This is a genomic window from Pseudomonas sp. 8BK (genome assembly GCF_902506475.1).
Lineage (GTDB): Bacteria > Pseudomonadota > Gammaproteobacteria > Pseudomonadales > Pseudomonadaceae > Aquipseudomonas > Aquipseudomonas anguilliseptica.
Genome location: NZ_LR733252.1, coordinates 3,385,201 through 3,405,813, shown reverse-complemented (window position 1 = coordinate 3,405,813; position 20,613 = coordinate 3,385,201). Strand labels below are relative to the sequence as shown.

The following is a 20,613-nucleotide window of genomic DNA, read 5'->3' as shown; positions in this document are numbered from 1 at the left end:
TTACTGTTTATTCGCTTAGCCGCTGGCGCAGATGCTCAATGCGCTCGCGGTTAACGTCGAAATCCGCGTAACCCAGGCGTGATGACGAGCGCACATCCACTCGGGCTGCGCCGATCATAAATTCCACATCATCGACAAAGCGCATCAGCTTGCTGCTGAATTCAGCGCGCAAATAACCCGGCGCTTCCTCCACCAGACTCACGCGTGGCTCTGCACTGAGCAACGCCTTGAGACGTGCCTGAGTTGCTTCGGCGCTGCCTTGCAGTGGTAGCGGTTCAATGGCGTGTCGCGCATCGCTGGCTTGGCTATTTACGCAGTTCGGTGAGTCCGGGCAGGCGCTCAGCTGGCCATCATGGATACCCAGGTTATCCGGTGCGGTGCCACTGCAGGCGCTTAGCAGGACCAGCAGCGGTAGGGGCAAGATGGGCTTGTGAGTGTGGCGGGTTACTCGTATAAGGGCGTTTTGCCAAAGGGAAGCTGGGCTCATGTTGCATCTCTCCGGGTTGTACCGTTATCCACTGAAGTCGGCGGCAGGCGAGGCCTTGCGCGAAACGGTGCTGGACGCTTTGGGCGTGCAGGGTGATCGTCGCTGGATGGTAGTCGATGCTGAAAGCGGGCGCTTCCTTACGCAACGCTTGCTGGCGCAGATGACTCAGTTGCAGGCGCGCTGGCTGGGTGCCTCCCACCTGCAGCTGAGTGCGCCGGGTATGCCTGAGCTGCAGGTGGCAGTGCCGGATGAGCAGGCGGCGCTGCGCGGTGTGACCATCTGGCGCGACAGTTTGCAGGTGCCAGATGCTGGCGATGTGGCTGCGCAGTGGCTGAGCCAGTTTCTCGGTCGTGCCTGCCGCCTGGTGCAGGTGTCGGAACCGCGTGCGCGGCAGGTCGATACGGCCTATGCCGAAGTGGGCGACAAGGTGGCGTTTGCCGATGGCTTTCCTTTGCTGCTGATCGGCCAGGCCTCGCTGGATGACCTGTCGGCGCGGGTCGGCCGGCCGTTACCGATGCTGCGTTTTCGTCCGAATCTGGTGGTCAGTGGCAGTGAGCCGTATGCAGAGGACAGCTGGAAGCGGATTCGCATTGGTGAGCTGGAGTTTCGTGTGGTCAAAGGCTGCTCGCGTTGCATCATGACCACCCTCGACCCACAAACCGGCGAGCGCAGCGCCGATCGCGAGCCGTTGACCACCCTGAAAACTTACCGTGAGCGTGACGGCGATGTGTTTTTCGGGCAGAACCTGATCGCTTGTGGCGAAGGGCCGCTGCGTCTGGATATGCCGGTGCAGGTGCTGGAATAAGCGAGTAGGGCACGCTCAACAACTACTGTTGAGCGTGTCTGTTTCGCTATTACTGATCGAAGTAACGCTCGTGCCAGGCTACCAGTGGCTGCGGTGCGTTGAGCTTCTCGCCGTAGATCACCGAGTAGGACAGCACGTTCTGTACGTACTGGCGGGTTTCATCAAACGGGATGTTTTCGATCCACACGTCATATGACAGGTGATCTGCGCCGCGCAGCCACTGGCGCACGCGCCCTGGGCCGGCGTTGTAGGCAGCGGAGGCGAGCACGCGGTTACCGTTGAACTGGCCGTAGATCTGGCTCAGGTAAGCCGCACCCAGCTGAATATTGACTTCCGGGCGATACGCCAGCTGCGGCGATGACAGCGGAATGCCAAAACGTCTGGCGGTTTCTTTGGCGGTGGCTGGCATCAGCTGCATCAAACCCATGGCGCCGACATGGGATTTGGCATCGGCCATAAAGGCGCTTTCCTGGCGGGTGACGGCAAATACCCAACTGGAGTGAATGTCGCGATTCTTCGCCTCACGCACCAGGTGTTCGCGGTGGGCCATGGGAAAGCGCACCTCCAGATCGTCCCAATACTGTGCCTGGCTGATGGTGCGGATGGCCGGGAAGTACCAGCCCATCTCATAGGCCAGGCGTGCCTGGGCAACCATTTCATCACGGCTGAACAGGCGGCTGACGTTGTACCACTCGCGCCGACCATCGGCGACCTGACCACGGGCGTGGAACTCCAGGGCACGGCGAATCGCTGCCGAATTACGCACCTTCTGGATGGTCTGTGGGCTCAGGTTTAGTGGCTTGTTGTTCAGCTGATAGGGCGCCTGCACCTGGTCAGCAGCCATAAAACCGTAGAAGTCACGCTCTTTGGCCAGCGCCTGATACAGCGCTTTTGGTTCCTGACTATTGGGCTGTGCCAATTGCAGGCTACGCGCCTGCCAGTAGCGCCAACGATTGGTGTTGCCGAGTTCGGCAGGCATCCGGCGCGTCAGCTGGTTGGCCTCATCCCAACGGCCCAGGCGCAGCAGTAGGCGAGCGCGCCATTCGCTGACGGTATTGTCACGCAGTTCAGGATCGTACTTGGCCATGACTTGCAGGGCGCGGGAATCGAAGCGCTTGGCCAGGGTCAGGCCGATTTCACGGGCGATGGCGACCTGTTCCTCGCTGGAGAATTTCATCCGTTGGGCGTAGCCATCGAGCAGCTTCAGCGCGCTTTCCGGGTCCTGGCGGGCCAGGCGGCGCAGCCCCAGGCCAACCACATCGGCCATGGCCGCGTCGGTCTGGGTAAAACGTGAGGTCTGTTTCAGCAGCTCAGGTTTCTGTGCAACCTGCAGCAGGGTTTTGCCGTGGTTGCCCAGGGTCGGCATGCTCTTGATCAGGTGAGTGACCAGGCCATAGTTGCGCGCTTCGGCCGCCAGCTTGGCGCGCTGCCAGCGTTTCTGTTCGGTGAGCTGACCTTCTGCGGCCCACAGTGTGAACAGCGGGTCGCAGGCGTTTGGCTGGGATTTGCCCACCAGCCAGAGTTTCTCGGCGGTAGCGTTGCCTTCGGTGCGCATGCCGTGGCTTAGCTGGTATTGGCCATACAAACAGTCGAGCTCGGTAAAGTTCAGCGCCGGATCGTAGTAGTTGATAAAAGTCTGCCATTCACCGCGCTCGGCCAGCCAGCGCAGCCAGCGTAGCTTCATCCAGCTGATTTGCGGCAGGTCGCCATGTTCGGCGAGGAATTTCTCGATTTCGTCGTTGCTCGCCGATTTCAGCCGGGCGGTCAGCTCGTCATATGCCAGATAAGGTTCCAGCGGATAGTCACGCAGGGCGCTGGCATAACGCTGGTAAGGGCCTTTGTCGCCCTTGGCCAGCGCGGCTTTGGCTTGATCGTAGTATTGACGCTGTTGCGTCAGAGTGGCGGCTTGCGCCGCGGCGACGCTCAGGGAGGAAACCAATAGGCAGGACAGCAGACTGAACAGGGGGCCGCGCATGACACTTCCAGGCAAATAGTGCGTATGGCTCTAGCTTAGTCGTTTGCCCATGGGCGGTGAAGGCGCAAAGCGTTGCAATGGGTAATTGTCGGCATTAATCGCCATCTGCTGCCCTGGCATCCGCCCTAGAGCGCTGGTTGCCCGGGCAGCAGATGGCGTGCGCAGAATTTACCGCGCCCGCCGCTGAAATTGCCTGCTTGGTCGATGCGCTTCTCGGTTAGAATGCGCGCCCTGTTTTGCGGGTGTCCTGGGCAGCCGCAGATGATTTTTGGGTGTTTCAGGTTGCCGCTGTGCATTGGATGCAACGAAGCCCGTTGCTCGGCCACGGTTTTACCAGCGTTCACCTGTCGTTTTTTGTTGAGGCGTGCCATGACCCTGCTCAAGTTCACTGATATTTCCCTGGCCTACGGCGCAATGCCGCTATTGGACAAGGTGTCTTGGCAGATCGCCCGTGGCGAGCGGGTGTGCATCATCGGCCGCAACGGCACCGGCAAATCGAGCATGATGAAGCTGGTCAAGGGTGATCAGAAGGCCGATGACGGCGCCGTCTGGCGCGCACCTGGTCTGAAGATCGGCGAATTGCCGCAGGAGCTGCCGCTGGCCGACGATCGCACGGTGTTTGATGTGGTCGCTCAAGGTCTGGATGGAGTGGGTGAGTTACTCGCCCAGTACCATCATTTGGCGCAGAACTGTGTCACTGACGCCGATCTGGACAAGCTGATGCATGTGCAGCAGGACCTTGAGGCTCGTGATGGCTGGCGCCTGCAGCAACTGGTCGACAGCACCCTGAGCCGCCTGCAGCTGCCGGCCGACAAGACCCTGGCTGAACTGTCCGGTGGCTGGCGTCGCCGTGTGCTGCTGGCTCAGGCGTTGGTCTCCGAGCCCGATCTGCTGCTGCTCGATGAACCCACCAACCACCTGGATATCGGTGCGATTGCCTGGCTGGAAGAAGCCTTGGCGGATTTCCAGGGCGCAGTACTGTTTATCACCCACGACCGTTCCTTCCTGCAGAACCTGGCTACGCGCATCCTCGAACTGGATCGCGGCGGCCTGATCGACTGGAACGGTGACTACGCCAGTTTCCTGGTGCACAAGGAGGCCACCCTGGCCGCCGAAGAAACCGCCAACGCGCTGTTCGACAAACGGCTGGCCCAGGAAGAAGTGTGGATTCGCCAAGGCATCAAGGCCCGCCGCACCCGTAACGAAGGCCGTGTGCGCGCCCTCAAAGCCTTGCGGGTTGAGCGCAGCGAACGGCGCGAGCGCACTGGCAAGGCCAATATCCAGCTGGAAACCGCCGAGAAATCCGGCAAGCAGGTGATGGTGCTGGAAAACGTCAGCTTTGCGCATCCAGATGGTCCGTTTCTGATCAAGGATTTCTCCATGGTGCTGCAGCGCGGCGACCGCATTGGTCTGCTCGGCGCCAACGGCACGGGCAAAACCACCTTGCTCAAGCTGATGCTCGGCGGTTTGCAGCCCACCAGCGGTGAAGTGGCCGAAGGTACACGCATCGAAGTGGCTTATTTTGACCAATTGCGTCACCAGCTCGATCTGGAAAAGACCGTGATCGATAACGTCGCCGAAGGTCGCGACTTTATCGAGATCGACGGGCAGAACCGTCATGTGCTGAGCTACCTGGGCGACTTCCTGTTCAGCCCACAGCGGGCGCGTACACCGGTCAAGGCTTTGTCCGGGGGGGAGCGGGCACGTCTCTTGCTCGCCAAGCTGTTCAGCAAGCCGGCCAACCTGTTGGTACTGGACGAGCCGACCAACGACCTCGACGTGGAAACCCTGGAGTTGCTTGAAGAAGTACTGCTGACTTTCCCGGGCACTGTGTTGATGGTCAGTCACGACCGGGCCTTCCTCGACAATGTGGTGACCAGCACCCTGGTATTCGAAGGTGAAGGTCGTGTGCGCGAATACGTTGGTGGTTATCAGGATTGGCTGCGTCAGGGCGGTTCGCCGCGCCTGCTCGGGGTGGGTGAAAGCAAAGCCGGCAAGCCTGAACTAGCCTCAGCTGTGGTCCCGACGCCAGTGGCTGCGGAGCCTGTGGCGGTGGTGGCTGCTGCAGCGAGCAAGAAAAAACTCAGTTACAAGCTACAGCGCGAGCTGGAGGCCATTCCAGGGCAGATCGATGCGCTGGAGGGGCAGGTTGCCAGCTTGCAGGAACAGATTGGCTCGCCGAGTTTCTATCAGCAGCCTGCGGAGAAGACCGCCGAAGTGCTGGCGAAACTGCAGGCTGTGCAGCATGAGTTGGAGCAGTTGGTCGAGCGTTGGGCTGAGCTGGAAGGCTAAGCCCAAGGCGTAAAGTAGCGCGCTCAAACAGGATTTTGAGCCTTCTGGCGGAGACAGTCATGGCCATCGAGTACCGCATCACTCTCGACGACAATCATCAGTTCAGCTACAGGATCGAGCTGGACCGGGTGTACGAGGCAGAGGCTGCGCAAAGCGCACCGGCCTGGACGCGCCTTGAATACCAGCAATGCAGCAACTGCCCGCTGAGCAAGGACAATTTCAGTCATTGCCCGGCGGCTGTCGATCTGCATCGGGTAATAGAGGATTTCCAGGGCCTGCCGGCCTTCAAGAAGGTGGCTGTATGGGTGCGCACGCCTGAGCGTGAGTACAACAAGCAGGTGGGCCTGGAAGAGGGCCTGCGTGCGCTGCTTGGGGTGATCATGGCTACCAGTGCCTGTCCGGTGCTGGGCAAGCTCAAGCCCATGGCACAGCATCATCTGCCGTTCGCCAACAGCCAGGAGTTCATCCTGCGCACGGTGTCGCTGTACCTGACCCAGCAGTATTTCAACCTGCGCGAAGGGCGTGCTGCGGATTGGGAACTGAAGGGCCTGGTGCGCATGTTCCAGCAGTTACAGCTGGTTAACCAGGCGTTCTGGCAGCGCATTCATGCAACCTGCGAGGGCGATTCCAACCTCAAGGCATTCCTGACCTTCTTCTCCATGGCCTCGAGCATGACCTATTCGCTGGAGACCCAGCTGCAGAAGATTCGCCCGCTGGTCATGAGCTCGCCTGATAGCGGTGAATAACGCTGCAGCGTTATTCACCCGCAGCTCGCGTTACTCGGTTTTTTTCAGGCGCACGGCCAGCACATCGCAGGGTGCGCCGTGCAGTACGTCGTTGGCTGTTGAGCCCAGCAGTAGTGCAAGGCCATGACGGCCGTGGCTGCCGACAACGATCAGGTCGCATTGCTGTTCTTCGGCGAGGCGGTGGATTTCCTGGCGCGGTTGGCCGTAGGCCAGGTGACGATGCTCGGCGCTGAGGTCAGGATACTTGCCGGAAAACTTGTCCAGGCGCTCGCGGGCCTGGTCGAACTGCTGTTGTTGCAGCATCGACAGGTCCATCGGTACGTCGCCGCCAAAGGCCATGGCCATAGGTTCGACGATATGCACCACAGACAGCTTGGCCCCGCTGCTGGCGGCCAGTTTCTGTGCGCGGTGCATGACCGGGTCGCATTCCTCGGTAAGGTCGACGGCGACCAGAATATGCTGGTAGGGCATGGGGTAACTCTCCTTGCAAGTGGATCAATAGTTTTAGTATGGCCTTCCTGAGCGCTGATGACAGGCTTTTGCCGGTGAGATAACGATATGAGTCCCTGGTTTCTGCTTTTGCTCCTGGCCTTTTTGCTCAGCCCGCTGGCCTGGCTGGTGCCCTCGCGCCATCAGCGTGGGCAGATGGACGTGCGCTTGCAGGCGCGGCGGATGGGTGTGGCGATGCAGCTGTCGCGCCAGGAGTGGCCGCATTGGCTGCTGCGTCAGCCACCGCATGCCTGTCCGCAATACCACCGTGCACGCCGCCGCGGCCAGGTCGATAGCTGGTGCTATTGGCAGATGGAGCAAGGGCAGTGGGTGAATAAATGGCGCGAGCCCTGCGCCGATCAGGCCTTGTTGGCGCAACTGCAGGCCTTGCCGGCCGATGCGTTCAAGGTTGAGGCGACCGATCAGATGCTCTCGGTATGCTGGGGCGAACGAGGTGCTGGCGAAGCGCTGGAGGCAATTGTTGCGTTTCTCCAGGCCAAAGCCTGAATAAAAATTGCCTGGAGCAATTTTTAACGTCGCGCAGCGACGGCCCGAAAGGGGGGCGCCATGGATGGCGGGCCATAAAAAGAAAGCCCAGTGCAAGCACTGGGCCGGAGTACGGCCAGGCAGGCCGGTAAAGCGAATACGGATGGCAGCGGTCGCGATCAGAGGTTGGCGGCCGCGTACTGACCGGAAATCTGTTCAATGCCCTGGATGATGGTATTGGAGTACTTGTTGACCAGAAATGGCACGCTGTTTTCGTTGTAGTTGATCAGCGATTTCTCAATATAGCGCCATTTGGTGGCGACCCCTTCCCAGGATTGCTTGAGCTGCGGGCTGTTCTTCGGGTCTTTCTCCAGTGTTGCCATCTTGCTGGCGAACTCACTGACCAGTTCTTCGATTGGCCGTGCATCGCCACCTCCCATAAAGGTGGCGCCTACCGAGGCGCTGCGCGAGGCGTAATCCACGGCAATGCCTTGCATCAACATGCTCTGTTCGCGGCTGCGCTGAGTCAGTGCTGGCACGCTGTAGCTGCCTTCCTGCTGGATCTTGGTATACAGCTCCTGGCTCAGGGTCATCAGCTGTTGGTTGCGGGCTGCAAGGTCGGCTACTGGCTGCAGGTCGGTGTAACCCTGACTCTTCAGCGCGTTGATCAGGTTGTTGAGGTCGATCTCGTAACCCTTCCATTGCTGATCCAGCTGCGAGCGCAGCGCCTTTGCGCCTTCGCCGGGCATGTCTGTTAGCGCGTTCAGATGACTGTTCACCTCGCTCACCGAGTCGTTGATCATCCGCGCATAGCGTTGATCGCCTTCCATGCCGTTGAACATGTAGAAGTCGCTCAGAGACTTTTGTGCGGCAAGGCGCAGCTGGTGCAGTTTCAGCAGGCTGGTTGCTGCATCTGCAGCCTGGGTCGCGGCGCTGAATAGAGGGAGGGTAATTGCGAGCAGGGTGCTCAAAACAATGGCAAGCATGCGGCTCGACATGGGGGAACTCCGTGCGCCCTTGATTGGGCTCTAATTGTTTTTGTTTTGGCTACGGGCGGTCTAAAACGGCCGTATTGAGACGACTGTACCTGCAGCCAAATCATTTTGCTAGGTATGCGCTGGATCACACTTCTGTTTGCAGAGTTGGCGAAGTAACCGTAAATCGCTGCGGATGGCCGCCTGTTCGCTGCAGAGTGATCTGCATGCCTGCGTAGGCCTGAACGTAATTTTTTGTACGCCTTTACAGTCACAACAGGCCAATTGACAAGTTGGGGCTTTTCCTTGAAGGTGTGCACACCCAAATCAAACGGGCGTATGAATTGAGCGTTTGCCTCTTAAGACAGCGCCTTTACAGTCCGATTATCGCGTCGGTGGGTGTGCCAGGCTGATTGGGGTTACTCTAGACGGCTGTGCCGTGGAGTAGCTTGCTGGTTGGCTCCGATGTGTACTGTTCAGCTTCCATACCGTGGAGATCAGTTGATGATTTACGAAGGTAAAGCCATCACGGTTAAGGCTCTTGAGAGCGGCATCGTCGAATTGAAATTCGACCTCAAGGGTGAATCCGTCAACAAATTCAACCGTCTTACCCTCAATGAACTGCGTCAATCCGTTGATGCGATCAAGGCCGATGGTTCGATCAAGGGCGTGATTGTCACCAGTGGCAAAGACGTATTTATCGTCGGCGCCGACATCACCGAGTTCGTTGACAACTTCAAGTTGCCAGACGAAGAACTGGTGGCTGGCAACCTCGAAGCCAACAAGATCTTCAGTGATTTTGAAGACCTCAATGTTCCGACTGTTGTCGCGATCAACGGCATCGCCTTGGGCGGTGGTTTTGAGATGTGCCTGGCCGCGGATTACCGCGTCATGGCCGAAAGCGCCAAGGTTGGCCTGCCTGAAGTCAAACTGGGCATCTACCCAGGCTTCGGCGGCACCGTGCGTCTGCCACGGGTTATCGGTACCGATAACGCCGTTGAGTGGATTGCCGGTGGTAAAGAAAACAAAGCTGCTGACGCCCTGAAAATGGGTGCAGTGGATGCTGTGGTTGCCGCTGACAAGCTGCAAGCCGCTGCTCTGGACCTGATCAAGCGCGCTATCTCTGGCGAGCTGGACTACAAGGCCAAGCGTCAGCCGAAGCTGGAAAAGCTCAAGCTCAACGCGATCGAGCAGATGATGTGCTTCGAAACTGCCAAAGGTTTTGTCGCAGGTCAGGCTGGCCCGAACTACCCGGCGCCGGTTGAAGCGATCAAAACCATTCAGAAAGCCGCCAACTTCGGTCGCGACAAAGCGCTGGAAGTGGAAGCTGCGGGCTTCGTTAAACTGGCTAAAACCCCGGTTGCTGCCAGCCTGATCGGTCTGTTCCTGAACGATCAGGATCTGAAGAAGAAAGCCAAGCAGCACGACGAAATCGCCAAAGACGTGAAACTGGCCGCCGTACTCGGCGCCGGCATCATGGGTGGCGGTATCGCCTACCAGTCTGCTTCCAAGGGCACTCCGATCCTGATGAAGGATATCCGTGAAGAGGGTATCCAGATGGGTCTGGCCGAGGCTTCCAAGCTGCTCGGCGGTCGCGTTACCAAAGGTCGTATGACCCCGGCGAAGATGGCTGAAGCCCTTACTGCCATTCGTCCAACCATGTCCTACGGCGATTTCGGCGCTGTCGACATCGTTGTCGAAGCCGTGGTTGAGAACCCGAAGGTCAAGCAGATTGTTCTGGCTGAAGTGGAAGGCGTGGTCAAAGAAGACGCCATCCTCGCGTCGAACACCTCGACCATTTCCATCAACTTGCTGGCCAAGGCCCTCAAGCGTCCGGAAAACTTCGTCGGCATGCACTTCTTCAACCCTGTGCACATGATGCCGCTGGTTGAAGTGATTCGTGGCGAGAAGTCCAGCGATGTAGCTGTGGCTACCACCGTTGCCTACGCCAAGAAAATGGGCAAGACCCCGGTTGTGGTCAACGACTGCCCAGGCTTCCTGGTCAACCGCGTGCTGTTCCCGTACTTCGGTGGCTTCTCCAAGCTGCTGGGCTTCGGTGTCGACTTCGTGCGTATCGACAAGGTCATGGAGAAGTTCGGCTGGCCGATGGGTCCGGCGTACCTGTCCGACGTGGTTGGTATCGACACCGGTCACCACGGCCGTGATGTGATGGCTGAAGGTTTCCCGGATCGCATGGCAGTTGAAGGCCGTACCGCGGTTGACGTGATGTACGAAGCAGATCGCCTGGGTCAGAAGAACGGCAAGGGCTTCTACGCCTACGAAATGGACAAGCGCGGCAAGCCGAAGAAGGTTTCCGATCCGGTTGCCTACGACCTGCTCAAGTCCATCGTGACCGAGCAGCGTGAAGTGACTGATGAAGACATCATCAACTTCATGATGATTCCTCTGTGCATGGAAACCGTGCGTTGCCTGGAAGACGGCATCGTTGATACCGCAGCTGAGGCCGATATGGGCCTGATCTACGGCATCGGCTTCCCTCCGTTCCGCGGTGGTGCACTGCGTTACATCGACACCATCGGTGTAGCCGAGTTCGTTGCCCTGGCCGACAAATATGCCGAGCTGGGCGCGCTGTACACCCCGACTGCCAAGCTTCGCGAAATGGCCGCTAAGGGCCAGAAGTTTTTCGGTTAATCGCGCAACGACTAGAGCGAGAGTGAATTTATGAGCCTGAATCCTAGAGATGCAGTCATCGTCGACTTCGGTCGTACCCCGATGGGTCGTTCCAAGGGCGGCATGCATCGCAACACCCGTGCCGAAACCATGTCGGCCAACCTGATCAGCGGCGTGCTGGCACGTAACACCAAGCTGGACCCAGCTGAAGTGGAAGACGTGATCTGGGGCTGCGTAAACCAGACCCTGGAGCAGGGCTGGAACATCGCGCGCATGGCGTCGCTGATGACCCAGATCCCGCACACTGCTGCTGGCCAGACTGTGAGCCGCCTGTGCGGTTCGTCCATGAGCGCTCTGCACACTGCTGTGCAGGCAATCCAGACCGGCAACGGTGACGTATTCGTCATCGGCGGTGTGGAGCACATGGGCCACGTTGGCATGATGCACGGTGTTGATCCAAACCCGCACCTGTCGCTGTACGCGGCCAAGGCCTCGGGCATGATGGGTCTGACTGCTGAAATGCTCGGCAAGATGCATGGCATCAGCCGTGAGCAGCAGGACGCCTTCGGTGAGCGTTCGCACCGTCTGGCCCACAAAGCTACCGTCGAAGGCAAGTTCAAGGATGAAATCATCCCGATGCAAGGCTACGACGAGAACGGTTTCCTGAAGGTGTTTGACTACGACGAAACCATTCGTCCGGAAACCACTCTGGCAAGCCTGGCTGCGCTGAAGCCTGCGTTCAACCCGAAAGGCGGTACCGTGACTGCAGGTACGTCCTCGCAGATCACTGATGGCGCTTCCTGCATGATCGTCATGAGCGCCCAACGCGCTCAGGACCTCGGCATTCAGCCAATGGCAGTGGTTCGCGCCATGGCCGTGGCCGGTGTTGATCCAGCGATCATGGGTTACGGCCCAGTACCGTCGACTCAGAAAGCCCTGAAACGTGCTGGCCTGACCATCAATGACATCGACTTCTTCGAGCTCAACGAAGCCTTTGCTGCCCAGGCTCTGCCTGTGCTGAAGGACCTGAAAGTGCTCGACAAGATGGAAGAGAAGGTCAACCTGCACGGCGGCGCCATCGCCCTGGGTCACCCGTTCGGTTGTTCCGGTGCGCGTATCTCCGGTACCCTGCTGAACGTGATGAAGCAGAATGGCGGCACCTTCGGTGTGTCGACCATGTGCGTAGGTCTCGGCCAAGGCATCACCACCGTCTTCGAACGCCTCTAAGCTTCATCGGTGTAAGAGATGGAAAAAACCGGGGCCCAGTGCCCCGGTTTTTGTTTATCAGCAGAAAATCTTCAAGGAATTCACCGATGCAGCTACAGCCTGGTCTTTACCGTCACTACAAAGGCCCTGAATACCGTGTGTTTGGCGTAGCCCAGCATTCCGAAACGGAACAGGCGATGGTGGTCTATCAGGCGCTGTACGGCGAGTTTGGCTTGTGGGTGCGACCGTTGGAGATGTTTTGCGAAAGCGTTGAGGTGGACGGCGAGACGGTTCCACGCTTTGCTTTGATTCAGGCTGAAACCGCACTCTTTACTCGGCCTTAAGCTGACATCGGGCCACTGCTGCGCTTGACCTCGGCCGGACCACCACTATATATAGCGGTGCCGCGCTAGTAGGCAGTACAGCGCCTCCCGCATTTATTTATCGAATTTCAGGAATTTTCCAATCCATGGGCAAATCGCTGGTCATCGTGGAATCCCCGGCCAAGGCCAAGACCATCAACAAGTACTTGGGCAACGAGTACGTGGTGAAGTCGAGCATCGGCCACATCCGTGACCTACCCACCAGTGGTTCGGCGAGTACCGCCAAAGAGCCGGTCAAGCGTGGTAAAGCCGCTGCAGGTGAAGTACCGGCGCTGTCGCCCAAGGAAAAAGCCAAGCGTCAGCTGTTTGCACGCATGGGCGTGGATCCCGAGCACGGCTGGAAAGCCAAGTACGAGATCCTCCCTGGCAAAGAGAAGGTGGTCGAAGAGTTGCGCCGTTTGGCCAAGGATGCCGACACCATCTATCTCGCAACCGACTTGGACCGTGAGGGGGAAGCCATTGCCTGGCACCTGCGTGAATCCATCGGTGGCGATGACAGCCGCTACAAGCGCGTGGTGTTCAACGAAATCACCAAGAAGGCTATCCAGGAAGCGTTTGCCAAGCCTGGCGAACTGGATATCAATCGGGTCAACGCCCAGCAGGCGCGGCGCTTCCTCGACCGCGTGGTGGGTTACATGGTCTCGCCGCTGCTGTGGGCGAAGATCGCCCGTGGTCTGTCCGCCGGTCGTGTACAGTCGGTAGCCGTGAAACTGGTGGTCGAGCGCGAGAAAGAGATCCGCGCGTTTGTCCCTGAAGAATACTGGGAAGTGCACGCCGATCTGGGTACCGCCAAAGGCGCCAATGTCCGTTTTGAAGTGGCTCGTGAGAACGGCGCAGCCTTCAAGCCGCTGAATGAGGCCCAGGCCATGGCGGCCCTAGCGACACTGAAAGCCTCCAGCTACAGCATCAGCAAACGCGAAGACAAGCCGACCAGCAGCAAGCCGTCGGCGCCGTTCATTACTTCCACCTTGCAACAGGCCGCCAGTAACCGCCTGGGTTTTGGGGTGAAGAAGACCATGATGATGGCTCAGCGTCTGTATGAGGCCGGCTACATCACCTATATGCGTACCGACTCGACCAATCTCTCGGCCGATGCCGTGAGCATGGTGCGTGGCTTTATTGAAAGCGAGTTCGGCAAGAAGTACCTGCCTGCCAACCCGATTGCCTACAGCAGCAAGGAGGGCGCTCAGGAGGCGCACGAAGCGATTCGTCCTTCCGACGTCAACCTCAAGCCGACTCAGCTGTCGGGCATGGAGCGTGACGCCGAGCGTCTCTACGAGCTGATCTGGCGCCAGTTCGTTGCCTGCCAGATGCCGCCGGCCGAATACCTGTCGACCACCGTGACCGTCACTGCCGCGCAGTTTGAGTTGCGCGCCAAGGGCCGTATCCTCAAGTTCGACGGCTACACTCGCGCACTGCCGCAGTTGAGCAAACCGGGCGATGATGATGTGCTGCCCGACATGAGTCAGGGCGAAGCGCTCAAGCTGATCAAACTCGATCCGAGCCAGCACTTCACCAAGCCACCAGCACGTTACTCGGAAGCCAGTCTGGTCAAGGAAATGGAGAAACGCGGTATCGGTCGCCCGTCGACCTATGCGGCGATTATCGGCACCATCCAGGACCGCGGATACGTAGCCCTGCACAACCGCCGTTTCTACTCGGAGAAGATGGGCGACATCGTTACCGAACGTCTGTCCGAAAGTTTCTCCAATTTGATGGACTACGGCTTTACCGCCGGCATGGAAGAGCACCTGGACGATGTGGCCCAGGGCGGGCGCGAGTGGAAACACGTACTGGACGAGTTCTACGGTGGCTTCAAGAAGAAGCTTGAAGTGGCTGAAGCAGGTGAGGGTGGCATGCGTGCCAACCAGCCGACGCTGACCGATATCGCTTGCCGCGACTGCGCACGGCCGATGACTATCCGTACCGCATCAACCGGCGTATTCCTCGGTTGTTCCGGTTATGCACTGCCGCCGAAAGAGCGCTGCAAGGCCACCGTCAATCTGGTGCCGGGTGACGAAATTGCCGCGGACGATGAGGGTGAGTCCGAGTCGCGCGTGCTGCTTGGCAAGCACCGCTGCCCGATCTGCTCGACCGCGATGGACGCCTACCTGCTCGATGAAACCCGCAAGTTGCATATCTGTGGCAATAACCCGGATTGCAGCGGTTATGAAGTGGAGCAGGGCCAGTACCGCATCAAGGGCTACGAAGGCCCGAGTTTGGACTGCGACAAGTGCGGCAGTCAGATGCAGCTCAAGACCGGCCGTTTCGGCAAGTTCTTCGGCTGCACCAACAGCGAGTGCAAGAACACCCGCAAACTGCTGAAAAGCGGTGAAGCGGCGCCGCCGAAAATGGACCCGGTGAAGATGCCGGAGCTCAAGTGCGAGAAGGTCAACGACACCTACATCCTGCGCGATGGCGCTTCGGGCCTGTTTCTGGCGGCCAGCCAGTTCCCGAAAAACCGCGAAACCCGTGCACCGCTGGTGTTGGAGCTGATCCCGCATCGCGACGAGATCGATCCCAAGTACCACTTTCTCTGCGACGCACCGAAGAAAGACCCGCAAGGTCGTGCTGCAGTGATCCGCTACAGCCGCAAGACCAAGGAGCAGTACGTGCAGACCGAGGTCGACGGCAAGCCGACGGGCTGGCGTGCGTTCTTTGATGGCGGCAAGTGGAAAGTCGAAGACAAGAGCTGATCTAGCGGAGCGCGTGTCGGTCATTGGCCGGCGCGCGTATGCTTATCCAATCCGCTGTGGAGGGTGCCGCAATGGCCAATGAACTCTATACCCGCACCAATCAGAAAATCTTCTACGCCGGCCTGGCGCTGGAGTCCTGGCGCAAGGCTGAACAAGGCCAGAGCATGAATGCCCTGGCCTTGATCCAGGCCGAGCGTGAAGCCGCTTTGTTTCATCTGTACGGGGCCTTGCTGGGCCTGTGTCATGAAATTGCCGGTTACTACCGCTTGCCGGACAGCGCCGCGCCGCGGGCTGAATGCTTTCTCACTGAGGAAGTGTTGCAGGCGGCGCCGAGCCAGGAATTGGGTGAGCTGGTCGAACTGGCACAGTCCGCTGATAGCTGGGTTGCTCAGCTGCTCAAGGCCTATGCCGAGCTGTTTCAGCCACCGCAGGCAGGCAAGAAGGCCAAAGTTGATCCAGCTACGCCATTGATCACCGCAGTCAGCCTGGATGAAGAAGTCGCGCTCTTGGCGCAGGAGACACTTGAGGCCTGGCGTCAGCAGCTGAAAGCTCTGGCACAGCGCTTTCGGCAAACCCTGAGTGAATGGTAAGAGGCTGATTGGACCGGCGGACTAGGGCGAGCCCGGGTCGGCTGTTACACTGTCGGTCTTTCGTGGAGAGCTAAGCCAATGCCTACATCATTCTTGGAAATTGTTGAATTGCCCGACGGGCGCATTGCCCTGCGTCGTGCCGAGGATGAAGAGTCACTGGTGGTGCTGGATTTCTCTGCCGATGCCAAAGCTTTTCTGCAGGGGCAGCATGTTGAGGTGGCCAAGGCCATGCTCAATGTCGGTGTACAGATGGCGGGGCGCCTGGCGGAAAATAATTTCCAGCAGGAAGAGGGGCCGCGGGTTCTGCATTGATTGCAGAGCTCTTCCGGGTTCTGGTTGTTAGAGTGTTGTGCTGGTGCTTGTTATTTCTTGCGTCAGGTTTCTACTGGCTGGCGCGCACAATCCTTGTGCGAGGCTGCTGGCCAACTATCCCAGACTGATATTCAGGCTTTGCGCCTTGCCTTGGCGGGCCGCTTGCTCAAGCTGTTGCCGTGCCTGACGTTCCAGAGGGTGTAGCCAGCTGACTACGGTATGACTGCGGCCTAGTGTCAGGGCCTGTTGCGCCAGCTCCAGCGCGCTTTGTGCGCCGCGTGGGTGGAGCAGCAGAATGCGTTCGCGGTTCAGGCCCGCCTCGCGTAGCCAGGTTTGGGTCAAGCTTGATGGTGGCGCAATCAGGGTCAGCCAGCGCTCATCGAGGTTGTCGCTAAGTTCACGCAGAATCGGTGCGAGAAGGTTCAGGCAGTGCCCGGCTGCGCCACGCAGCGACAGTTCACTGAAAGCCTCTGTCTCATCATCCTGCCAGGGTAGCTCAGCGCTATCGGCAAGTAACGGCGTCACCGTCGACGCCAGAAATGCATCGAACAAAGGCAGTTGTGTACGGTTCAGTGATTGCGGGAACTGCATAAATCCTCCACTAGCGGCGGATAACGCCGACGCTCAAGCCTTCAATAATCAAATCCTGTTCTTCCAGATTTACTTCGATCGGCGCGAATTCCGGGTTTTCCGCAATCAGCCAGACCTTGTTGCCTTCACGCTTGAAACGTTTGACGGTCACTTCATCGTCGAGGCGCGCCACCACCACTTGCCCGTTACGGGCTTCACGGGTGGTGTGTACGGCCAGCAGGTCACCATCGAAGATGCCGATGTCTTTCATGCTCATGCCACGTACACGCAGCAGGTAGTCGGCCTTGGGGTGGAAGAAGTCCGGATTGATCTTGCAGGACTCTTCGATATGCTGCTGCGCCAGAATCGGCGCCCCTGCAGCGACGCGGCCAATTACCGGTAGGCCTTCTTCTTCATCGGCATTGGGCTCGAAGCCGGGAATGCGGATACCGCGCGAAGCGCCAGGGGTCATCTCGATTGCACCCTTACGGGCCAGGGCCTTGAGGTGTTCTTCCGCTGCATTAGGTGATTTGAAACCTAGTTTTAAGGCGATTTCCGCTCGGGTAGGCGGGTAGCCGTTGTCTTCAAGACATTGCTTGATGAAAGCGAGAATTTCAGCTTGGCGCGGCGTCAGTTTTAGCATGGTCGGCTCTGTCTTTTTGTACAGTGACTGGGATTATATACAGTGATTAGCGCTTGGCAATCCTTGTGTTGTGATCTCTACTCAATTGACCTTTATCTCGCCTGTTGCGGCGCACTGTTACTCGGGTCTCTCAGGTGGCGTCTAGCTAGGGTTAGCCCGTGTCTTTAGCGAATGTCTGTGACCGCCCGGCCACAAGATGGTTTGCCCGGCTTGACAAGGCGGGCGACTGAAACGTATGTTTCAAACAAGTGTTTGTTCAGATGAAAAGAGTCATGGCCCAGTCGGAAACCGTTGAACGCATTCTCGATGCGGCAGAGCAGCTTTTTGCGGAGAAAGGTTTCGCAGAAACTTCTCTGCGTTTGATCACCAGCAAGGCTGGAGTGAACCTGGCCGCGGTGAATTATCACTTCGGCTCGAAAAAGGCCCTGATTCAGGCGGTGTTCTCGCGCTTTCTCGGGCCTTTCTGCGTAAGCCTGGAGCGCGAACTGGATCGTCGTCAGGCCAAACCGGAAACCAAGGTCAGTCTGGAAGAGCTGCTTGAGCTGCTGGTCGAGCAGGCGCTGGCTGTAAAGCCGCGCAGTGGTAACGACCTGTCAATCTTTATGCGCCTACTGGGTCTGGCCTTCAGTCAGAGCCAGGGGCACTTGCGTAAGTACCTCGAAGAGGTCTACGGAAAAGTGTTCCGTCGCTATATGCAGCTGGTGCATGAAGCCGCCCCACGCATCCCGCCACTGGAGCTATTCTGGCGCGTGCACTTTATGCTCGGCGCTGCGGCGTTCAGCATGTCCGGGATCAAGGCTCTGCGCGCGATGTCGGAAACCGATTTCGGGGTGAGTACCTCGATTGAGCAGGTGATGCGCCTGATGGTGCCATTTCTGGCGGCCGGCATGCGTTCGGAAACCGGCCTGACCGATGAAGCCCTGGCCAGCGCGCAGCTTAAGCCGCGTACCAAGACTCCCGCAGCATCCAGCAAAGTTTGACCTCGGCGGGTGGGCTTGGTGGATGCTATCCGCTAAGCTAGCCGCCCATGGTTGCTCTCGATTATCTGCACATCTCCCTCGCCGATCAGTGTCTATATGGCTTTGCCAACGGGCAGCTGCAGCTGCGTCTGAGTGTTTCTACTGCGCTGAATGGCGCCGGCGAGCGCAATGGTTCTGGCTGTACACCGCGTGGCTTGCACCAAGTGCGGGCAAAGATTGGTGAGGGCTTGCCGAGCGCTGCCGTACTGCGCGGGCGGCGCTGGACCGGTGAGGTCTGGTCGCCCGAGTTGCATGCACAATTCCCAGGCCGTGACTGGATTCTTACGCGCATTCTCTGGTTGAGTGGTTGTGAGCCCGGACGCAATCGTCTGGGCGCTGTCGATACCTTTCGCCGCTATATCTACATACACGGTACGCCGGACAGCGAGCCTATGGGCGTGGCGCTGTCGCATGGCTGTGTGCGTCTGCGCAACAGCGATCTGCTGGAACTCTTTGCGCGTGTCCCTGTTCAATGTGCGGTACAGATTGATGAAGCCGCTTGCCCTGAGTGGGCAGTTGCGCCTCTTATTTAAGGACGAGTTGTGAGTTCACCCATGCAAGGTTCATTGATGCTGGATATCGCCGGCACCTGGTTGACCGCAGAGGATCGCCAGATCCTGCGTCAGCCGCAGGTGGCTGGGTTGATTCTGTTCGCGCGCAATATCGAAGATCCGCGTCAGGTGCGTGAGCTGTCTGCGGCGATTCGTGCGGTGCGGCCAGATCTGCTGCTGGCGGTGGATCAGGAAGGCGGGCGTGTGCAGCGTCTGCGTCAGGGCTTTGTGCGCTTGCCGGCGATGCGTGCGCTGGCCGATAACGCCAATGCCGAGCATTTGGCTGAGCAGTGCGGTTGGGTCATGGCCACCGAAGTGCTGGCTGCAGGTCTGGACCTGAGTTTTGCTCCTGTGCTGGACTTGGATCATCAGCGCAGCGCCGTCGTAGGCAGTCGTTCTTTCGAAGGTGATGCGCAGCGTGCGACTTTACTGGCCGGCGCGTTTATCCGTGGGATGAATGCTGCGGGCATGGCCGCCACCGGCAAGCATTTCCCTGGGCACGGTTGGGCGGAGGCGGATTCACATGTGGCCATCCCGGTCGATGAACGTAGCTTGGAGCAGATTCGTGCGGTTGATTTGCAGCCGTTTGCTCAGCTGCGTCGGCAGTTGGCGGCGGTGATGCCCGCCCATGTGATCTACCCTCAGGTGGACAGTCAGCCTGCGGGCTTCTCCCAGCGCTGGCTGCAGGGCATTCTGCGTGGCGAGCTGGCCTTTGATGGGGTGATTTTCAGTGACGATCTGTCCATGGCTGGTGCCCATGTGGTCGGCGATGCGGCCTGCCGTATCGAGGCTGCGCTGGCAGCGGGCTGTGATATGGGCCTGGTGTGTAATGACCGGGCAGCGGCGGAGCTGGCCCTGAGCGCCTTGCAGCGACTCAAGGTGGAACCGCCGCAAGGCCTAGCGCGGATGCGCCGGCAGGCCTTCCCGGGTATTGAGTATCGGCAGAACCCGCGCTGGCTTGCGGCACTTGGCAGCCTGCGCGATGCGCAATTAATCGACTGAAGAGTAAGGGATGACGGTTTACGCGATTATCGGCGGTACGGGTCTGACCAAGCTGGACGGTCTGACCATCAAGGCTGCGCTGCATATTGATACGCCCTATGGTGCGCCTTCTGCTGCTGTGCTCAAGGGCGACTATGCCGGCCGTGAGGTGCTGTTTCTCGCGCGCCACGGGCATCCGCACCGTATTCCGCCGCATCAGGTCAACTACCGCGCCAACCTCTGGGCGCTGCGTGAAGCGGGGGCCAAGGCCGTCATCGCGGTAAACGCGGTGGGCGGTATTCACTCGGCGATGGGCACCGGGCACTTCTGCCTGCCGCATCAGATCATCGATTACACCTACGGGCGCGAGCACACCTATTTTGAGGGTGAGCTGGAGCATGTCACTCATGTGGATTTCAGCCACCCCTATGACGCTGGGCTACGCACCAAACTGGCCAATGCCCTGACTGCCGAGCACTGTGCGTTCAGCAATCACGGCTTGTATGGCTGCACCCAAGGGCCACGCCTGGAGACCGTTGCGGAGATCGCGCGGATGGAGCGTGATGGCTGCGATATCGTCGGTATGACCGGTATGCCGGAAGCTGTGCTGGCCCGTGAGCTGGCTTTGCCCTACGCCTGCCTGGCGCTGGTGGTGAACCCGGCTGCTGGCAAGTCCCGTGCGCTGATCACCATGGCGGAAATCGAGCGCGCCCTGGAAGAGGGGATGGGTACGGTAAAGGCCGTATTGGCGCGTGTGCTGACCAGCTGAACGATCAT

21 protein-coding genes are annotated in these 20,613 nt (G+C 59.1%); 14 read left to right on the top strand and 7 right to left on the bottom strand.

Annotation, left to right across the window (positions count from 1 at the left end):
- Positions 1-7 precede the first annotated feature (7 nt).
- Positions 8-487 (bottom strand): DUF1499 domain-containing protein, encoded by a 480-nt coding sequence (locus ACIN8IBEIGE_RS15920; protein ID WP_160015506.1) that lies wholly within the window; start codon positions 485-487, stop codon positions 8-10.
- Here ACIN8IBEIGE_RS15920 and ACIN8IBEIGE_RS15915 point away from each other — a divergent pair.
- Positions 486-1,292: an MOSC domain-containing protein gene (locus ACIN8IBEIGE_RS15915; protein ID WP_160015505.1), complete on the top strand. Its 807-nt coding sequence runs from the start codon at positions 486-488 to the stop codon at positions 1,290-1,292. The two genes, ACIN8IBEIGE_RS15920 and ACIN8IBEIGE_RS15915, sit on opposite strands and share 2 nt — an antisense overlap.
- A gap of 49 nt (positions 1,293-1,341) precedes the next feature.
- On the opposite strand, the gene ACIN8IBEIGE_RS15910 is transcribed toward ACIN8IBEIGE_RS15915, so the two are convergent.
- Positions 1,342-3,267, bottom strand: a complete 1,926-nt coding sequence (locus ACIN8IBEIGE_RS15910) for a transglycosylase SLT domain-containing protein (RefSeq protein ID WP_160015504.1) — start codon at positions 3,265-3,267, stop codon at positions 1,342-1,344.
- A gap of 125 nt (positions 3,268-3,392) precedes the next feature.
- A complete protein-coding gene (locus ACIN8IBEIGE_RS15905; protein ID WP_160015503.1) occupies positions 3,393-3,638 on the bottom strand; it encodes a hypothetical protein in 246 nt (81 codons plus the stop codon).
- Here ACIN8IBEIGE_RS15905 and ACIN8IBEIGE_RS15900 point away from each other — a divergent pair.
- Both ACIN8IBEIGE_RS15900 and ACIN8IBEIGE_RS15895 read left to right on the top strand, forming a co-directional pair.
- Positions 3,637-5,559, top strand: a complete 1,923-nt coding sequence (locus tag ACIN8IBEIGE_RS15900) for an ATP-binding cassette domain-containing protein (protein WP_160015502.1) — start codon at positions 3,637-3,639, stop codon at positions 5,557-5,559. The two genes, ACIN8IBEIGE_RS15905 and ACIN8IBEIGE_RS15900, sit on opposite strands and share 2 nt — an antisense overlap.
- 59 nt (positions 5,560-5,618) lie before the next feature.
- Positions 5,619-6,305 carry a hypothetical protein gene (locus ACIN8IBEIGE_RS15895; protein ID WP_160015501.1) on the top strand — a complete coding sequence of 229 codons (687 nt, stop codon included), beginning with the start codon at positions 5,619-5,621 and terminating at the stop codon, positions 6,303-6,305.
- Between the two features lie 30 nt (positions 6,306-6,335).
- On the opposite strand, the gene ACIN8IBEIGE_RS15890 is transcribed toward ACIN8IBEIGE_RS15895, so the two are convergent.
- Positions 6,336-6,776, bottom strand: coding sequence for a universal stress protein (locus tag ACIN8IBEIGE_RS15890; protein ID WP_160015500.1), 441 nt, complete (start codon positions 6,774-6,776; stop codon positions 6,336-6,338).
- A gap of 87 nt (positions 6,777-6,863) precedes the next feature.
- Between ACIN8IBEIGE_RS15890 and ACIN8IBEIGE_RS15885 the strand changes: the two genes are divergently transcribed.
- Complete coding sequence (locus ACIN8IBEIGE_RS15885) at positions 6,864-7,301, top strand: hypothetical protein (protein ID WP_160015499.1); 438 nt, start codon at positions 6,864-6,866, stop codon at positions 7,299-7,301.
- A 158-nt stretch (positions 7,302-7,459) separates the two neighbouring features.
- Here the strand turns inward: ACIN8IBEIGE_RS15885 and ACIN8IBEIGE_RS15880 are convergent, their stop codons facing one another.
- Positions 7,460-8,278 (bottom strand): hypothetical protein, encoded by an 819-nt coding sequence (locus tag ACIN8IBEIGE_RS15880; RefSeq protein WP_160015498.1) that lies wholly within the window; start codon positions 8,276-8,278, stop codon positions 7,460-7,462.
- A gap of 480 nt (positions 8,279-8,758) precedes the next feature.
- Between ACIN8IBEIGE_RS15880 and fadB the strand changes: the two genes are divergently transcribed.
- From fadB to ACIN8IBEIGE_RS15850, 6 genes are all read left to right on the top strand, one after another.
- A complete protein-coding gene (gene fadB, locus ACIN8IBEIGE_RS15875) occupies positions 8,759-10,906 on the top strand; it encodes a fatty acid oxidation complex subunit alpha FadB (protein ID WP_160015497.1) in 2,148 nt (715 codons plus the stop codon).
- Between the two features lie 30 nt (positions 10,907-10,936).
- Positions 10,937-12,112: an acetyl-CoA C-acyltransferase FadA gene (gene fadA, locus ACIN8IBEIGE_RS15870; protein ID WP_090248066.1), complete on the top strand. Its 1,176-nt coding sequence runs from the start codon at positions 10,937-10,939 to the stop codon at positions 12,110-12,112.
- An 86-nt stretch (positions 12,113-12,198) separates the two neighbouring features.
- Entirely contained in the window at positions 12,199-12,435 is a 237-nt protein-coding gene (locus ACIN8IBEIGE_RS15865; RefSeq protein ID WP_090387350.1) for a DUF1653 domain-containing protein, read from the top strand.
- 125 nt (positions 12,436-12,560) lie between these two features.
- The gene (gene topA / locus ACIN8IBEIGE_RS15860) at positions 12,561-15,170 is read left to right on the top strand and encodes a type I DNA topoisomerase (protein ID WP_160015496.1); all 2,610 of its coding nucleotides are present in this window, start codon (positions 12,561-12,563) and stop codon (positions 15,168-15,170) included.
- A gap of 71 nt (positions 15,171-15,241) precedes the next feature.
- On the top strand, positions 15,242-15,760 hold the full coding sequence (locus tag ACIN8IBEIGE_RS15855) for a DUF6586 family protein (RefSeq protein ID WP_160015495.1): 519 nt from the start codon (positions 15,242-15,244) through the stop codon (positions 15,758-15,760).
- Positions 15,761-15,838: 78 nt separating this feature from the next.
- A complete protein-coding gene (locus ACIN8IBEIGE_RS15850; RefSeq protein ID WP_090248059.1) occupies positions 15,839-16,072 on the top strand; it encodes a hypothetical protein in 234 nt (77 codons plus the stop codon).
- A gap of 114 nt (positions 16,073-16,186) precedes the next feature.
- Here ACIN8IBEIGE_RS15850 and sulA read toward each other — a convergent pair whose 3' ends face one another.
- Positions 16,187-16,663, bottom strand: a complete 477-nt coding sequence (gene sulA, locus ACIN8IBEIGE_RS15845) for an SOS-induced cell division inhibitor SulA (RefSeq protein ID WP_160015494.1) — start codon at positions 16,661-16,663, stop codon at positions 16,187-16,189.
- A 10-nt stretch (positions 16,664-16,673) separates the two neighbouring features.
- On the bottom strand, positions 16,674-17,285 hold the full coding sequence (gene lexA, locus ACIN8IBEIGE_RS15840; RefSeq protein WP_160015493.1) for a transcriptional repressor LexA: 612 nt from the start codon (positions 17,283-17,285) through the stop codon (positions 16,674-16,676).
- 272 nt (positions 17,286-17,557) lie between these two features.
- Here lexA and ACIN8IBEIGE_RS15835 point away from each other — a divergent pair, with 272 nt between their 5' ends.
- From ACIN8IBEIGE_RS15835 to ACIN8IBEIGE_RS15820, 4 genes are read left to right on the top strand one after another with little or no spacing between them, the layout of a single operon-like run.
- Positions 17,558-18,265 carry a TetR/AcrR family transcriptional regulator gene (locus tag ACIN8IBEIGE_RS15835; protein ID WP_160015492.1) on the top strand — a complete coding sequence of 236 codons (708 nt, stop codon included), beginning with the start codon at positions 17,558-17,560 and terminating at the stop codon, positions 18,263-18,265.
- 47 nt (positions 18,266-18,312) lie between these two features.
- On the top strand, positions 18,313-18,837 hold the full coding sequence (locus ACIN8IBEIGE_RS15830; protein ID WP_160015491.1) for a L,D-transpeptidase: 525 nt from the start codon (positions 18,313-18,315) through the stop codon (positions 18,835-18,837).
- Positions 18,838-18,858: 21 nt separating this feature from the next.
- Positions 18,859-19,857, top strand: coding sequence for a beta-N-acetylhexosaminidase (gene nagZ, locus ACIN8IBEIGE_RS15825; RefSeq protein WP_178124370.1), 999 nt, complete (start codon positions 18,859-18,861; stop codon positions 19,855-19,857).
- Between the two features lie 10 nt (positions 19,858-19,867).
- Positions 19,868-20,605, top strand: a complete 738-nt coding sequence (locus ACIN8IBEIGE_RS15820) for an S-methyl-5'-thioinosine phosphorylase (RefSeq protein WP_090387333.1) — start codon at positions 19,868-19,870, stop codon at positions 20,603-20,605.
- Positions 20,606-20,613: the final 8 nt, after the last annotated feature.

Coding starts and splice junctions, on each gene's coding strand:
- ACIN8IBEIGE_RS15905 (WP_160015503.1), bottom strand. CDS start 3,638: ATGGCACGCCTCAACAAAAAACGACAGGTGAACGCTGGTAAAACCGTG.
- ACIN8IBEIGE_RS15855 (WP_160015495.1), top strand. CDS start 15,242: ATGGCCAATGAACTCTATACCCGCACCAATCAGAAAATCTTCTACGCC.
- fadB (WP_160015497.1), top strand. CDS start 8,759: ATGATTTACGAAGGTAAAGCCATCACGGTTAAGGCTCTTGAGAGCGGC.
- ACIN8IBEIGE_RS15880 (WP_160015498.1), bottom strand. CDS start 8,278: ATGTCGAGCCGCATGCTTGCCATTGTTTTGAGCACCCTGCTCGCAATT.
- ACIN8IBEIGE_RS15850 (WP_090248059.1), top strand. CDS start 15,839: ATGCCTACATCATTCTTGGAAATTGTTGAATTGCCCGACGGGCGCATT.
- ACIN8IBEIGE_RS15920 (WP_160015506.1), bottom strand. CDS start 487: ATGAGCCCAGCTTCCCTTTGGCAAAACGCCCTTATACGAGTAACCCGC.
- ACIN8IBEIGE_RS15890 (WP_160015500.1), bottom strand. CDS start 6,776: ATGCCCTACCAGCATATTCTGGTCGCCGTCGACCTTACCGAGGAATGC.
- nagZ (WP_178124370.1), top strand. CDS start 18,859: ATGCAAGGTTCATTGATGCTGGATATCGCCGGCACCTGGTTGACCGCA.
- ACIN8IBEIGE_RS15865 (WP_090387350.1), top strand. CDS start 12,199: ATGCAGCTACAGCCTGGTCTTTACCGTCACTACAAAGGCCCTGAATAC.
- fadA (WP_090248066.1), top strand. CDS start 10,937: ATGAGCCTGAATCCTAGAGATGCAGTCATCGTCGACTTCGGTCGTACC.
- ACIN8IBEIGE_RS15895 (WP_160015501.1), top strand. CDS start 5,619: ATGGCCATCGAGTACCGCATCACTCTCGACGACAATCATCAGTTCAGC.
- ACIN8IBEIGE_RS15835 (WP_160015492.1), top strand. CDS start 17,558: ATGGCCCAGTCGGAAACCGTTGAACGCATTCTCGATGCGGCAGAGCAG.
- ACIN8IBEIGE_RS15830 (WP_160015491.1), top strand. CDS start 18,313: ATGGTTGCTCTCGATTATCTGCACATCTCCCTCGCCGATCAGTGTCTA.
- sulA (WP_160015494.1), bottom strand. CDS start 16,663: ATGCAGTTCCCGCAATCACTGAACCGTACACAACTGCCTTTGTTCGAT.
- lexA (WP_160015493.1), bottom strand. CDS start 17,285: ATGCTAAAACTGACGCCGCGCCAAGCTGAAATTCTCGCTTTCATCAAG.
- ACIN8IBEIGE_RS15900 (WP_160015502.1), top strand. CDS start 3,637: ATGACCCTGCTCAAGTTCACTGATATTTCCCTGGCCTACGGCGCAATG.
- ACIN8IBEIGE_RS15910 (WP_160015504.1), bottom strand. CDS start 3,267: ATGCGCGGCCCCCTGTTCAGTCTGCTGTCCTGCCTATTGGTTTCCTCC.
- ACIN8IBEIGE_RS15820 (WP_090387333.1), top strand. CDS start 19,868: ATGACGGTTTACGCGATTATCGGCGGTACGGGTCTGACCAAGCTGGAC.
- ACIN8IBEIGE_RS15915 (WP_160015505.1), top strand. CDS start 486: ATGTTGCATCTCTCCGGGTTGTACCGTTATCCACTGAAGTCGGCGGCA.
- topA (WP_160015496.1), top strand. CDS start 12,561: ATGGGCAAATCGCTGGTCATCGTGGAATCCCCGGCCAAGGCCAAGACC.
- ACIN8IBEIGE_RS15885 (WP_160015499.1), top strand. CDS start 6,864: ATGAGTCCCTGGTTTCTGCTTTTGCTCCTGGCCTTTTTGCTCAGCCCG.